At 44.1% G+C, this 14,022-nt stretch carries 11 protein-coding genes; 1 reads left to right on the top strand and 10 read right to left on the bottom strand.

The annotated features are described in order from the left end of the window. Positions 1-11: 11 nt before the first annotated feature. On the bottom strand, positions 12-995 hold the full coding sequence (gene holA / locus ACZ5C4_RS11705; RefSeq protein WP_464521141.1) for a DNA polymerase III subunit delta: 984 nt from the start codon (positions 993-995) through the stop codon (positions 12-14). A gap of 142 nt (positions 996-1,137) precedes the next feature. Then, positions 1,138-2,898 carry an autotransporter outer membrane beta-barrel domain-containing protein gene (locus tag ACZ5C4_RS11710; RefSeq protein WP_464521142.1) on the bottom strand — a complete coding sequence of 587 codons (1,761 nt, stop codon included), beginning with the start codon at positions 2,896-2,898 and terminating at the stop codon, positions 1,138-1,140. 782 nt (positions 2,899-3,680) lie between these two features. On the opposite strand from ACZ5C4_RS11710, the gene ACZ5C4_RS11715 reads away from it, so the two are divergent. Next, positions 3,681-5,099: a collagen-like domain-containing protein gene (locus ACZ5C4_RS11715; protein WP_464521143.1), complete on the top strand. Its 1,419-nt coding sequence runs from the start codon at positions 3,681-3,683 to the stop codon at positions 5,097-5,099. Between the two features lie 79 nt (positions 5,100-5,178). On the opposite strand, the gene ACZ5C4_RS11720 is transcribed toward ACZ5C4_RS11715, so the two are convergent. From ACZ5C4_RS11720 to argB, 8 genes are all read right to left on the bottom strand, one after another. After that, positions 5,179-7,488 (bottom strand): DNA internalization-related competence protein ComEC/Rec2, encoded by a 2,310-nt coding sequence (locus ACZ5C4_RS11720; RefSeq protein ID WP_464521144.1) that lies wholly within the window; start codon positions 7,486-7,488, stop codon positions 5,179-5,181. A 6-nt stretch (positions 7,489-7,494) separates the two neighbouring features. After that, a complete protein-coding gene (locus ACZ5C4_RS11725) occupies positions 7,495-8,415 on the bottom strand; it encodes a GerMN domain-containing protein (RefSeq protein ID WP_464521145.1) in 921 nt (306 codons plus the stop codon). Between the two features lie 14 nt (positions 8,416-8,429). Then, on the bottom strand, positions 8,430-9,905 hold the full coding sequence (locus tag ACZ5C4_RS11730; protein WP_464521146.1) for a sensor histidine kinase: 1,476 nt from the start codon (positions 9,903-9,905) through the stop codon (positions 8,430-8,432). Next, positions 9,862-10,548: a response regulator transcription factor gene (locus tag ACZ5C4_RS11735; RefSeq protein ID WP_186874141.1), complete on the bottom strand. Its 687-nt coding sequence runs from the start codon at positions 10,546-10,548 to the stop codon at positions 9,862-9,864. The genes ACZ5C4_RS11730 and ACZ5C4_RS11735 overlap by 44 nt, the downstream gene beginning before the upstream one ends. 26 nt (positions 10,549-10,574) lie before the next feature. Further along, positions 10,575-11,252 carry a helix-hairpin-helix domain-containing protein gene (locus tag ACZ5C4_RS11740; protein ID WP_464521147.1) on the bottom strand — a complete coding sequence of 226 codons (678 nt, stop codon included), beginning with the start codon at positions 11,250-11,252 and terminating at the stop codon, positions 10,575-10,577. A 139-nt stretch (positions 11,253-11,391) separates the two neighbouring features. Next, the gene (locus ACZ5C4_RS11745) at positions 11,392-11,823 is read right to left on the bottom strand and encodes a DMT family transporter (RefSeq protein ID WP_464521148.1); all 432 of its coding nucleotides are present in this window, start codon (positions 11,821-11,823) and stop codon (positions 11,392-11,394) included. Between the two features lie 100 nt (positions 11,824-11,923). Then, a complete protein-coding gene (locus ACZ5C4_RS11750) occupies positions 11,924-13,114 on the bottom strand; it encodes an aspartate aminotransferase family protein (protein WP_464521149.1) in 1,191 nt (396 codons plus the stop codon). Continuing rightward, the gene (gene argB, locus ACZ5C4_RS11755; RefSeq protein ID WP_464522344.1) at positions 13,101-14,003 is read right to left on the bottom strand and encodes an acetylglutamate kinase; all 903 of its coding nucleotides are present in this window, start codon (positions 14,001-14,003) and stop codon (positions 13,101-13,103) included. The genes ACZ5C4_RS11750 and argB overlap by 14 nt, the downstream gene beginning before the upstream one ends. Between the last annotated feature and the right edge of the window lie 19 nt (positions 14,004-14,022).

The following is a 14,022-nucleotide window of genomic DNA, read 5'->3' on the forward strand; positions in this document are numbered from 1 at the left end:
GCTTTTTCTCCTTAACTTGCGGCTGCATATTTCACCAAAAATAATTCTACCGCCAAATGATCCGTCAAAAGCCCTGTTTTTACTCTCTGTTCAATCTCCGCCGCATCTTCCATAATCAGACGTAACTCTCTGCTTTTAAAATAGTTTGCCTGCTCCATATATTTTCCTGCTGCAAATGGGTGTAGTCCTGCCTTTGCCGCAATTTCTTTCCTGCTGTATCCTTTGTGAAGCAAATCTTTTACATGAAATAAAATCCGGTATTGTCTTGTTAAAAGAAAGAAAATCCGCATAGGCGGTTCCTTTAAAGCGAGCAATTCATAATATAAGTCCAGCGCCTTTTTCTGTTTCTTTTCCGCAACTGCATTGACCATATCGAAAATATGGTTCGTAATCTGTGTAACACAGACTGCATCGATATCTTCCTTTGTAATACTTTCTCTCTCTAACGTATAACAAAACAGCTTTTCAAGTTCCCGCTGTATGTTCTCCATATCCGTCCCTATTTTATTTAAAAGATATACAATACAGTTTTCTGAAATCTGTTTGTTCTCTTTGCGCACAATCCCTGCAACCCACCGTTTCAAGGTTGCTTCGTCCTGCGCAGAAAGCTCCACAATGCGTCCTTTTGCTTTCACCGCTTTATATAACTTACTGCGCTTGTCCACTTCATTTTCCACAAATACAAAAAAGGTTGTCTGCGGCATCTCTTTTACATATTCTGCCAGCTCTGCTCCTGCACTCTTAAAAAAGCCGGTATTCTCAAATACCAGCAGACGGCGCTCTGAAAAGAAAGGCAATGTCTCTGCTAAATCAATCACCTCTTTTACATCCACGTTCTTACCTTCATAATACGCATAGTTCATCGTATCTCCTTCGGGAAGCATCGCTTTTGTAAATCGTTCCTTATACTGCCTTTTTAAATATCCTTCTTCTCCATAAAGCAAATAGACCTGTTTAAATTGTCCTGTTTTTAAATCTTCATTCAAACTCTTCATAACTTCTCTATTATATATGAATTTCTTCCTGTTTGACAAGAGGGCTGTTTCTTCTGTGCCAAAAAACCGGAAGAAATCCACAAATCAAATGAATTTTCTTCCGGTTTTTACTTTTCTAAAATTAAATATCCTGCTTTATTCTCTATCGCCTTTTTCTTCTAGCGGCATATACTGCCGTTCCCGCCACACACACGCCTGACAAAACTACTACCGCCAATATCGGCATCAGATTCATACTATCTCCTGTTTTTGGTGTAACAGAAGATTCTTTTTTCTCAGACTTTTCTGCCTTGTCTGTATCTGCCGGTTTGTATGACGGATCTTTCTCTCCGCATACCTGACACTTGCCCTCTTTATATTGGTGCTTTCCTGTAGCAGGAATCTCTACAGATTTTTCATCTATATACTCATTTCCCTGGAAAGTTACTTTTGCCGTATAAACAGTTTTCCCGTCTTTTCCGCATGTAGCATCCGTTGTATTCACCGTAACCGTTGCCGTTTCTTCTAAAAAATGTTCTGCATCCTGCGTGCAGACGAACTTTGCAGAAGCGCCAGAATAGTCTTCTGTCCAAGTCCAGATCGGAGTTCCCCATGTATGTTTACATATCGTGACCGTACCCGTTGCCGGTGTATTATTTTCTCCGCCTGCTGCGATAAAATAAGTTTTCCCGTCTTCATTTGTATATACTTCCAGACCAAATGCATCATATCCTTCTCCTAATGTGATGCCCGTACTCTTGTCTTTCATTATACCCTCTGTCAGCGCTCCGCCTGCTGTATTGGATATAGTAACAGAGGAAGCCAGGTAAATACCACCATCCCTTACGTTCCGAAGCGTTGCTTTATCCGCCGCATGGGTAACAGCAGTTACCTTTGTATGTTCTCCTGTAATGGAAAGACTGCCTCTGTTTGCAATAACAGCACTTTCTGTCTTGGCTTCTGCTGTGACTGTTCCACCGGTAATTTCAACGCCATAATATCCCAGTAAAGCTACCTCATCAGAAGAAACCTGCACATCTCCGCCCTGTATTTTAAATACTTTTCCCGCATAACTGCCGGTTTGATCCGTCATCTCCACTTTCGTATCTGCTCCGCTGATAGTAATATCTCCCTCACTATACAAACCGCCGCCGGCTATGTTGCTGTTCAGCGTCGTGTTTTCTATCAGAATACCGCCTGTACCGCAGAAAATTCCATAGGGATCAAACCCTGCGCTTGCCACTGTCAGGTTTGCACTACTGTTTCTTAACGTAACTTTGGATGGCACATCTTCATCATCTACATATGTCTGTGCAAATATGCAGACCTCTCCTGCCTGTATGTCTACATTCGCATTCTCTATCTCTATGTTCCCATTCTGCGTATAGATTCCGTTTTGTTCCGATATGACTTGCAGGGTGATTCCTCCCGTTCCGGTAATCCCTCCTGCAGAATACAAAGCTGGAAAATCACCTGTCACATTCGCCGTTATTGTACCTGGCCCGGATAAGCTTAACTGTTCGCCATTTGTATAAATGTTATTCCCTCCGGCCGTATACAAAGACAAAACAGCGCCCTCTTCCACCTGTATGTTCAGTGTTCCTGCACCCCAGCTATAAAGCGCGCTTGTATTTGTTCTCGCCTCTTCACTTCCTATAGACACCTGTCCTTTTACAAGTACTGTAAAATCATTGTCTGTGTCAATCGCCACTGAACCAGACGCAGAAACATTTTCCAGGGTAAGTGTCCGATTCCCTGTATCCAGCGTTGCCGTTCCCTCTCCGACCGTATTTGCTCCCTCGCTCAGCGTCTGATTTCCTATCTTTACGGTTGTTCCTGCCGCCGAAGCAGTTAAAGGAAACATGACTGCCGTTAAGGCAAGCGTAAGAAGCATAGCCAGTCGTTTTTTCCCTTTTCGCCACATAAAAACCTCCTTCTGATCCCTGTTGAACTCGAAGGAGGCTGCCGCCACACTGATATTGTAATTACCTCTGTCTCCTCCAGAACACAAACTGGATCTTACCCCCCCCCCCCTCAAAAAGGTGAGACGAGAGATAATTTAATTTATATATTTTTCCATTTTAAGATACCATATCTCCACTGATTTTTCAACCAGATTATGCCTTGATCTTCCGTAGAATTAGCCTCGCCTAACAATCCTGGCACACCACGTTATCCACAACTTTCAAAAAGCACCCCAATTATACGAAATCCTGTTCCTTATTGATGAAAAATTAAGCTGTAAAACAAAACCTTGGAAGACATATCTATTTTTTATTACAGTTTGCAAAAACTTAAAGTGTATCCCTCTGCTCACAGAATAAGTAACCGCAAAATTTTTCCCAGCATAAAATGAACTAACCTATTATTTATTTTTTGGAGAGAGTGTAAATGAATTGCTATGGCTGTAATTTTTCAAAAAGAAATCAAGCTTGCCCTTCTACGGGAAACGATAATTTTATCCAATATCCACAAGGTCCAGAAGGCCCTCCCGGACCGCAAGGGCCTATGGGACCTCCCGGACCACGTGGTGAACGCGGTCCCCAAGGAATGAAAGGAGACATGGGCTGTCCCGGGCCAGCCGGTCCAAGAGGTATGGCTGGAATCCAAGGGCCACGCGGTCCCCAGGGCGTACGCGGAGACGTCGGTCCAAAAGGAGACATCGGACCTGTGGGGCCACAAGGTGTTCAAGGAAATCCTGGACCTATGGGACCGAAAGGAGATACTGGACCTGTCGGTCCGAAAGGAGATATTGGCCCTATGGGTCCTATTGGGCCAAAAGGAGAAAAGGGTGACAAAGGAGAGCGCGGAATGCAAGGCGAACAGGGGCCTATGGGGGAACAAGGACCTCAAGGAGAGACCGGCCCACAGGGACCACAGGGCAATATGGGCTGCCCCGGGCCCCAAGGGGAACAAGGACCTATAGGCGCTACCGGTCCGCAGGGAGAAAAAGGCGACACCGGACCTACTGGTGCTACTGGCGCTCAGGGCGCTCAAGGGGAGAAGGGCGACACCGGAGCCACTGGCGCTACTGGACCCGCTGGTACTCAGGGACCTCAAGGAGAAAAAGGCGACACCGGAGCCACTGGACCTACTGGTGCTACTGGCGCTCAAGGAGAGAAGGGCGACACTGGCGCACAGGGACTTCAAGGTGAAAAAGGCGACACCGGACCTGCCGGACCTACTGGTGCTACTGGCGCTCAAGGGGAGAAAGGCGACACCGGAGCCACCGGACCTACTGGGCCCGCTGGTACTCAGGGACTTCAAGGAGAAAAAGGCGACACCGGACCTGCTGGCGAGCAAGGACCTAAAGGGGAAAAGGGTGACACTGGCGCTATCGGACTACAGGGAGAAAAAGGCGATATTGGTGCTACTGGGCCTGCCGGCGAACAAGGACCGCAGGGAGAAAAAGGTGATATTGGGCCTACCGGACCCACCGGACCACTTCCAGCAGTCACTGTAGGGAAAGTCGTATCCGGTACCGATGCAAATGTAATATCAAATCCTAATGCTGCAGGAGTTTCCTTAGATTTTACTCTGCCGATCGGACCTACCGGTCCAACCGGCCCAATCGGTGCAATCGGAGTTACAGGCCCTACTGGGCCAGGTCCCATTGTCACTATAAAAGAAAATACGCCTGTTTCTTATAAGCTTTCCTTCACCAGCAACGGACAGACCACTACGACGCCAAACCTATTTCCTACCTTTACAACTTATGCCTTAAATATGTCTGCTACTAACAGTAGTTTTAACCTTCCTATAGAAAACCTGATTCTCAATTATCTAAAAACTGGTGGGAACACTATTCAGCTATCCGTACGCGCAAAGGATACTGCAACGCCTATCACGGCTGATATTATACGGACAACGATTTATGGTTTGGGCAGTCCGGAAGCACAATATTTTGATAATATTCAAATTACCGGCCAGATTGTTTTGGATGGAACCATCTATGCAGATTCACAGGAACAATACTGGCTCACAGTTCGACAGCAGAATCCCGTTTCTTCCTTATGGTCTACCTGTATAGTACGACTGTTTTCTTCTAAAAACGGCGCCAGAGTTTCCATCTGGCTGCGGTGGATTGAATACAATGTTTCCTACACCGTTCCTACAACTACCTGAAATTAAATTTCAAATGCGTAAAGATATAAAAGGCGGAGGCAGTTTTTATAGCTGCCTCTGCTCAAACAAATGTAACATACTATTCTTTTTTCAATATATATCCGCTTAACTGCATGCCTTCCCCATCGCTTTTTATAGTAATCGCGCCGTTATCCTGGGTAGAATATACTTTGCATCCATACTTCTTCAATCTTTTTACTGTTTCTTCATGCGGATGTCCGTACCGATTGTCTATCCCTGCTGAAACCAGAGCAATTGTCGGCCTTATTTCTTCCAGAAATGCTTCCTGGCTGGAGCCTTTTGAGCCATGATGCGCTACTTTAAGAACAGCATATTTTCCCTGGATCCCTTGCTCAAGAAGCGCTGCTTCACTCTGTACCTCTATATCTCCGGTCAGCAAGACTTTAAATTTCCCATACGAAATATCTAATACCATAGAAGCCGCATTTCCTTTCTCTCCACTATATTCTGTTTCTGGATACATACAGGTAATTGTCATTTTTTCCTCCTTAAGTCTGTTCCCGGTTCCCATAATAACGACCCTTGTGTGATTTTGGACGGCAAGATCTGCTATTTCTTCCAGTCTCTCATCCCAAACTCTTTCAGGAGGGAGAACTAAATTTTTTATCCGTATGCCTAGCGGCTGATTTGCCAGCAGCTCCTCTATCCCATTCACATGATCCTCATCCCCATGGGAAACGAAAACATAATCCAGTGTGTCTGTCGCCCTGGACAATAAATATGGTTCGATTCTATATTTTCCTACAGAAGAGACATCACTGCTGCCTCCATCTATCAGATAGCATTTTCCTTCCGGGCCTCTTATAAAAATACCGTCCCCCTGTCCAACATCCAAGATTGTCATCTCTATTCCTGTACATATACGATAGCTGCATATACAGATAAAAAGAAAGCCAAAAGCTGCTCCGAGAACCCCCGCCGATGCTGCCAGCGCTCTTCGTCTTCTCTGTCTCTTACGTGTATCTGTACTGCTACTTTTCCCTTGTTCTTTCTTACAATAAAACCAGATACAAATACCCAGTATCACACTATAATATAACACTATATACACTTTTTGCGGTCTTCCTGTCACGATACGGTTTCCTGGAAGTCTCTCTGCAAGCGAACATATACGGTCATAAAACCACAGAATTCCTTTGCATATAAACAGCACTTTTTCTCCTGCGCTTTCTGCAAACAAAAGCAATACAGAGCCTGTCAGCCCGGCCGCCATAAAAAAAGGCATCAAAGGAATCACTATGACATTTAAAAGCAAAGAATATATGGGAATTTCAAAGTAAAAATATAACATAGGCGCAATTAAAAACAGATTTACAGCCATACTGGCACAGATTCCCTGTTTTAATTTTTCCCTGCATTTTAGCATTCGTTTTTGTTTGCCTTCTTCTCCTTTTTCTTTTCTGCGCATACAGCTTTCCTCCAACATAGGATTTAAAAGGCCAAGCCCTGCAATCGCCCCGAAAGAGAGCTGAAAAGAGGCATCCATTACAGAAAGAGGAGAGGTTATTGCAAGAACAGCCGCTGTCAAAGAAAGGCTTGTCGCTATGTCATAATTTCTTCCGGTTATCTCTGCCCCCATCCGAATTCCAAACATAAGCAAGGCTCTCCGGCTTGAAATTCCTGCTCCGGTCATCACCGTATAAAAAAAGAGCAACAGTACAGCGCTCCCGCCACATATAAAAAACGGAAATCCAAAACGCCTCTGTATTTTATACAGTCCCATTCCGATAAAGGACATGTGAAGCCCAGAGATCGCAAGAATATGACCGATTCCATTTTTCCGGAAGCTCTCCTTCATTGTTTCGTCAAGCCCGTTCTTTTCCCCAAGTAAAATTGCACTGGTACTGTTTCCATAATACTCTCCCATTATTTGGATCAGCTTATGTTTCCAGCAGTTTTTTAGTTCTGTCAGTTTTTCTTTCATCATTTTTGTCTCTGCACTGACAACTTCTATTTCCTCCGCCCATATGAGAGCATGAATTCCCTGTCTGCGGTAATAGAACTCTTGATCAAAATTCCCTGGATTTCTCGCAGATTCAAAAAACGAGACCGTTCCCTCTATAACTACTTGATTTCCTATTTTCACCTGTTTTCTGGATAGATTTGGTTTGATATAAACCAGAATTTTGGATTCTTTTAAGATTTGATTTTGATAGACTGTCTGTGCTTCTTTTATATAGAGCGCCTGCACATTCGTTTTTTCTTCCCGCTTATATACCGTTCCGCTTACAGTGACACGCTCTTTTGAAGCAATCGTTTTTTCTATCGCAGAAGGGTTCCAGTCTTTTGTAAGCCGAAACCCTCCGGATAACACTGTCAAAGTTCCCAGAAGGAAAAGAGACAGCATGCACAATGGTCTTTTTCGCATCTGATACTACTGTTGTGTCCACTCCATATCTGGTTTGAGAGGATGCTTTAAGTCCACCTGTTCCATATAGACTGCATTGGATTCTCCGTTCACTGTAATCTGAACCTCCGAAGCGGACGTCCCCTCAACAAGGGAATTTACAATCGAATAGATCGTGACTTCTGGCAGCACATCGTATGTACTGTTTAAGAATTCACTGTCAAAATTTACATAGCAGATTCCGTCTTTGATTGTCACTCCTAACAGATTCGCTGATGGATTGATTGTCGGATAAGCCCCGCTTTTTTTTGGTCCCTGCATCAGCTTTTCTACAATCAACTTTTCCCTCGAAATATTACTGCTGTATTTCACATCCATTGTCTGTTCCACCAGCTTATCCCCTTTTTCATTGGCAAAATATAAAGTAAGGGACGCGCTCTGATAGGAACTCGGAGAAGATCCGCTATTCTGTACGAAGTCATCTGCATTCATCATTCCGATTTCCTGCCCCTCACTGTCCTTAAGTTCTTCCCCTTCTACGTGGAACCGTACCCCGCTGATTCCGTCAATCTGTAGAAGGGACTGCACAACAGCCGCCCTCACCAATTTTTCTTCCAATCCGTCTATTTTTAAATAATTTTCGTTAAAATCAACATACAGTATGCTTCCTTTCAGCTCACATGACTGCACCTCTACATCTTTCGGCAGCACCGTCGTATATGCAATTTCCTCTGCCGGCCTTTTTAATTCCTTGAGCACCGCTTGTGCAAGGTCTAACGGCTCCTTCCCTTCCATGCTGTATGTCACCTTGACAAGTCCAGTCCTATCTTCATCCAGACAATAGATAAAGGAATCTCCCTCTTTTACATCCGTACGTTTATTACAGGCGAAAAGCAACACTGTAAAGCTTACACAGAATAGAATTAAAATCATTCTTTTTTTCTTCACCGTTTCCGCCTCCCTTAAGCTCCTGTATAAATCAGAGGAATCCTCACCGTAAATGTCGTCCCCTCTCCTTCACTGCTGTACACCTTTACAGACCCTCTGTGCATAATCACCGCATTGCGCACAATCGAAAGTCCAAGCCCTGTGCCGCCCATCTCTCTGGAATGAGACTTATCTACCCGGTAGAAGCGCTCGAAAATATGTTCCTGATCCTCTTTTGGAATCCCAATTCCAGAATCTGCCACCTTTACATAAAAATATTTATGATCCGCATTCAGGGATACATGAACCCAACCATTTTCATGGTTATATTTCAATGCATTTTCTACCAGATTGGAAACTGCCAGTGACAGCTTCATCTCGTCAGCCTCCGCCACGACCGGACGAAAGCTTTCCAGTACCATCTCTACATTTTTCTTCTCTGCGATTGGCTTAAGGCGCTTTAGAATAAGTTCCAGCATCTCATTGATATTCACAGACGCAATATTCAAGGTTGTCCCCTTTTTATCCATCTTTACGAGGGATAAAAGATCGGTGATAATATCATTTTCCCGATCGATTTCCTTTGCAATATCTCCCATAAATTCCTGGTAAAGCTCTACAGGCACTTCTTTTTGTGCCAGCAGAGAATCTGCCAGCACTTTCATAGAAGTAAGCGGTGTTTTTAACTCATGGGAGACATTGGAGACAAATTCCTCTCTGGAATCGTCCAGCTGTTTTAGTCTTCCCAGCATTTTATTGAATGCTTCACTTAACAGCCTTGTCTCGGTAAATGTGTTCTCGTGCAGCACATCCTCTCCGTATCCTTCTGATACATTCTCAATTGACTTTGTAATCTTATGCAGAGGACGTACCATTCTGTCCGCTATCAACACCCCAAATGCAGCGACGAAAATCATCACCCCTGCGATAATCACAAGACTGTTTGTTTTTAAGATTTTTAAGTTATTTGTAATGGTATCTGTAGATACACTTGCCAGCATAACCCCGGTAATCTCTTTTCCTTTGGAATCCATAATCGGAGAAGTCACTTCAATATACTGATTCCTGCTGTCGTAGTCATTTGTACTGTTCCCTTTCATGCACTCCACGACATTTTTAGAAACAATGGTCTTACCCTCATCTAAATCGTATGTATCCTTGATCACCTTCAAATCACGATTGACGATCATGACCCGACCATTATAAATATTGGTAAGCTGTGTTAAATTGGCATTGATAACTTCGGAAGAAGAATCCTTAAGATAGTTGTAACTGTTCAGTTGATTGCTTAGAATTGTACATTGATTCTGAATCTGCGCGGTTCGCACAGATATCTCCCTTGCTTCATAGGCCCTGGTAATTCCCAGATACGCACCTGCGCATGGCAACAGCCCTGCGCAGAAAATCACTAAGATAATACGAAACCGCAGATTCTTTATAATTTTATCTTTCAGTTTAAAACGAACTTTACCCCTGGAAATAATAACCCACTCCCCACTTTGTATGTACATATTTCGGCTCGCTTGGCTTAATCTCTATTTTCTCTCTTAAACGCCGTATATGTACATCCACCGTTCTTGCATCCCCGGGGTAATCATATCCCCATATCAGATTCAGCAGATTTTCTCTGCTGTACACTTTATTTGGATTCATTGCCAGAAGTTCCAATACATCAAATTCTTTTGCCGTCAGATTGATCTCTCTGTCCCCAATGAACACCCTTCTGCTTTCACAGTCAATACGCATAGCCCCTTTGACAATAACCGGACTGTTCGGCATCTCTTTTTTCTTGGATGTACGGCGCATGATCGCCTTAATCCGCGCCTTCACCTCCAGAATATTAAAGGGCTTTGTAATGTAATCGTCTGCCCCGTATTCCAGTCCCAGTATCTTATCCATATCTTCACTCTTCGCGGTCAGCATCACAACCGGCATATCCGAAAATTCGCGGATCTGCTGGCAGACCTGGAAGCCATCCAGTTTAGGAAGCATGACATCTAGAAGCACCAGATCGTATTCACAATTTTTTGCATACTGCAAAGCCTCCTCCCCATCATAGGCACAGTCTACCTCCATACCGTCCTGCTCAAGGCTGAAGCGAATCCCCTTCACAATTAATTTTTCGTCATCCACTACTAAGATTTTCTTACTCATACTCCTCGTCGCCCTATCTCCCTTAACTATACCGTAATCTCATCTTTTATTTTATTAAATACTCCCTCTTTGATTCCCTCAACCTCCATCACGTCCTCGATATTCTGGAAAGCCCCGTTTTCTTCTCTGTATCTTATGATACTTTGTGCCTTCGCATCACCAATTCCGCTTAAAGTTTTGAGTTCCTCCAATCCAGCCGTATTAATATTTATTTTTCCCTGCACACCATTATCCGAACCTCCTGGTTCTTCCACAACCCCGTCCGCAGCAACTATATCTTCAAACGTTCCATCCGCCAGCTCTTCCTTTGTCGGCACATAGATTCGTTCTCCGTCCACAACTTTACGAGCCTGATTCAAAGCCTCCTGCGCCGCCTCTTCTGTCACGCCGCCGGCACATGCGATTGCTTCATATATACGCGCACTGCTGTCTAATTCATATACTCCTGGAGATATGACTGCTCCACACACATAGACAAATGCCGTATCTTCTTCCTGACCGGCACTTTTCTCTTCTTTCTCGTCCTGTTTGTCTACAGTATCTCCGTCCTTTTCTTCTGCTTTTTCCTCCGAAACTCCTTCTGTCTCTAAAGCCGCTTCTTTCAGGGAATCTTGCTGGCTGCTTTCACAGCCGGATAATAAAACACCTGCGAGCACTCCCGTCAGAACCCGCAGAAGAATTGTATGTTTTCGATTGTCTCGCATAATCTTTCCTTTCAGTCTATATAAACTGTCGGAATACCCCTTTATGTCGGACAATCATATTGTAACGAATTCCTGATTAAATTACAATACATAAATTACATTTTTGTTACATCTTTGTTACACTTAAATTCCCACCAGCTTATTCCCACTGAAAAATTGTAATTCCAATGAGTGCAAGTACAAGCCCTCCTACTTTTCTTAAATCCAGCGGTTCTTTCTCCATGCCAAACAGCCCGAAAAGCTCAATTACATACGCCACAATAAGCTGTGCAATCACAATCAGAAGCGCTGCCTTTGCGGGGCCCAGCGCGCCCATACTCTGGATAACCGTCCAAGTAATTCCAGCCCCTATGACACCGCCCAAAAGCATATACTTTGGCTCTACTTTCGCAATTGCCAAAATACTGTCTCTCCCATTGAACAGCCACAAAAGAAGACAGACTGCAAAGGCGCTTAACTGCACCCACGCATTGCTTACCCACATACCTGTCGTTTTTGTCACCTGCGTATTAAATACCCCCTGTACACTCATCAACGCTCCAGAAAGAAGCGCGATCAAAAAACCAGCCATTAGGTGATACCTCCTTATACTTTCTAAGTTATTCGGATAGTATTTCCCAATGTCTGGCATTTTATCCTCGTCGAAAGAACGGTCTTTCGTCCGAGAATTCTTATTGTAATTTTCTTAAGGCACGCCTTAATTTTTCTATCATTTCGTCAATATGCTTTTCTTCTGCGATTAATGGCGGAAGAAAACGAATTACATTTCCCTGTGCCTGAATCACAAGCAGACCTTCTTCAATCGTCTTTAAATTTATCTCAGAAACCGGACGCGAAAAGACAAGTCCCTGCATAAATCCCTTCCCTCTGCGTCCTGTCACAAACTCAAATTCTCCTGCCACTTCCTCCAATCTTTTTTCCAGATAAGGCGCCGTCTTTTTTACATGTCCGACAATGTCCTCCCTCTCAAAAATCTCTATCACCTTTTTTACCGCCGCACAGGACAGTGGATTTCCACCGTAAGTTGCCCCATGATCCCCCGGCTTCAAAGAAAAATCTGCCACCTCCTGCGTCATTGCAAACGCGCCTACGGGTATTCCGTTTCCAATCGCTTTTGCCATTGTCAGAATGTCCGGCTTTACACCGAAATCCTGCCATGCGAACATGCTGCCTGTCCGCCCCATTCCGCACTGTACCTCATCACAAATCATCAGAATCCCGTTCTCATCACAAATCTTCCGGATACCCTCCATAAATTCCTGTTTGGCCGGATGAATACCGCCTTCCCCCTGCAACGGCTCTAATATAATCGCACAGGTTTTTTCATTTACCAGCGCCTTCACACTGTCTAAATTGTTAAATTCTGCAAACCTTACTCCGGGCAGTACAGGTTCAAAGGGCTCTCTGTACGCTTCATGCCCTGTCACAGAAACAGCGCCAAAGCTTCTCCCATGAAAAGAATGTTCCATAGCAATGAATTCAAAACGGCCTGTCTTTTTCGTATACGCATACCGCCGCGCCGCTTTGAGCGCCCCTTCGTTCGCCTCGCTTCCACTGTTTGTAAAAAACACCCGATCCATACCGGAAATACGATTTAGCTCCTTCGCCGCTTCTCCACAGTTTACATGATAATATAAATTAGAAATATGGCAGATTTTATCTATCTGCGCTTTCAAAGCTTCATGCAGTTCTTTATTATTGTATCCCAGACCGCAGACCGCAAATCCTGCCGCAAAGTCTAAATACTCTTTTCCCTCTGTATCATACAGATACATCCCGTCTCCGTATTCCAGCGCAATCGGAAAACGATTATATACATGAATCAAATTTTCTTCTGCTGCTTGTATCTTACTGTTCACCATGATAATACCTGCTTTCTTTTCCGTGTAATATGGCTGTTCCGATTCCCCTGTTTGTAAAAATCTCCAAAAGGAGGCAGTGTGGAATCCTTCCATCCAGAATATGGACTCTGGACACTCCATTTTCGATGGCGTCCACACAATTTCTAAGCTTTGGAAGCATACCTCCTTCGATATACCCTTCCTCCATCAGTTTTTCTGCCTCTTCCACCCACAGCTCTGAAATCAGCGTTGACGGGTCCTCTGGATCCTTGTATACTCCCTCAATGTCCGTCAGAAAAGCAAGCTTTTCCGCATTCATTGCACGTGCAATCGCACATGCCGCATCATCTGCATTGATATTGTATGTCTGAAATGCATCGTCTAATCCTATCGGGCAAACGATCGGCAGAAAATCCTTTTCCAGCAGATCATACAAAATTTTTGCATTGACTTCTTTTATCTCTCCCACATATCCGATGTCTTTCCCCTGTGCATATTTCTTATCTACCTTCAGTAAAGCCCCGTCTTTTCCGCTGATTCCGATCGCGCGCACGCCAAGCTGTTCTACCATCTGTACCAGACTTTTGTTTACCTTGCCAAGCACCATCTCTGCCACTTCCATAGTGTCCGCATCTGTCACACGCAGACCGTTTATAAACTGTGGTTCCATTCCCACCTTTCCGACCCATTTACTTATCTCTTTTCCTCCGCCGTGAACGATAATGGGCTTGAATCCTACCAGTTTTAAAAGTGTGACATCTTCGATCACCCTCTTCTTCAAGCTCTCGTCCACCATTGCGCTTCCGCCATATTTAACGACGATAATTTTGCGGTTAAAACGCTGAATATAAGGCAGCGCCTCAATAAGTACCTGTGCCTTCTCCAAATACTTCTGCATATTTTCGTTCATGTTTTCTTTCACATATTCT

The organism is Mediterraneibacter flintii (genome assembly GCF_055387595.1).

Excerpts from the sequence above, each read along its gene's own strand:
- ACZ5C4_RS11710 (WP_464521142.1), bottom strand. The coding sequence starts at position 2,898 with ATGTGGCGAAAAGGGAAAAAACGACTGGCTATGCTTCTTACGCTTGCC.
- ACZ5C4_RS11745 (WP_464521148.1), bottom strand. The coding sequence starts at position 11,823 with ATGGCTGGTTTTTTGATCGCGCTTCTTTCTGGAGCGTTGATGAGTGTA.
- ACZ5C4_RS11715 (WP_464521143.1), top strand. The coding sequence starts at position 3,681 with ATGGGACCGAAAGGAGATACTGGACCTGTCGGTCCGAAAGGAGATATT.
- holA (WP_464521141.1), bottom strand. The coding sequence starts at position 995 with ATGAAGAGTTTGAATGAAGATTTAAAAACAGGACAATTTAAACAGGTC.
- ACZ5C4_RS11730 (WP_464521146.1), bottom strand. The coding sequence starts at position 9,905 with ATGTACATACAAAGTGGGGAGTGGGTTATTATTTCCAGGGGTAAAGTT.
- ACZ5C4_RS11750 (WP_464521149.1), bottom strand. The coding sequence starts at position 13,114 with ATGGTGAACAGTAAGATACAAGCAGCAGAAGAAAATTTGATTCATGTA.
- ACZ5C4_RS11740 (WP_464521147.1), bottom strand. The coding sequence starts at position 11,252 with ATGCGAGACAATCGAAAACATACAATTCTTCTGCGGGTTCTGACGGGA.
- ACZ5C4_RS11720 (WP_464521144.1), bottom strand. The coding sequence starts at position 7,488 with ATGCGAAAAAGACCATTGTGCATGCTGTCTCTTTTCCTTCTGGGAACT.
- argB (WP_464522344.1), bottom strand. The coding sequence starts at position 14,003 with ATGAACGAAAATATGCAGAAGTATTTGGAGAAGGCACAGGTACTTATT.
- ACZ5C4_RS11735 (WP_186874141.1), bottom strand. The coding sequence starts at position 10,548 with ATGAGTAAGAAAATCTTAGTAGTGGATGACGAAAAATTAATTGTGAAG.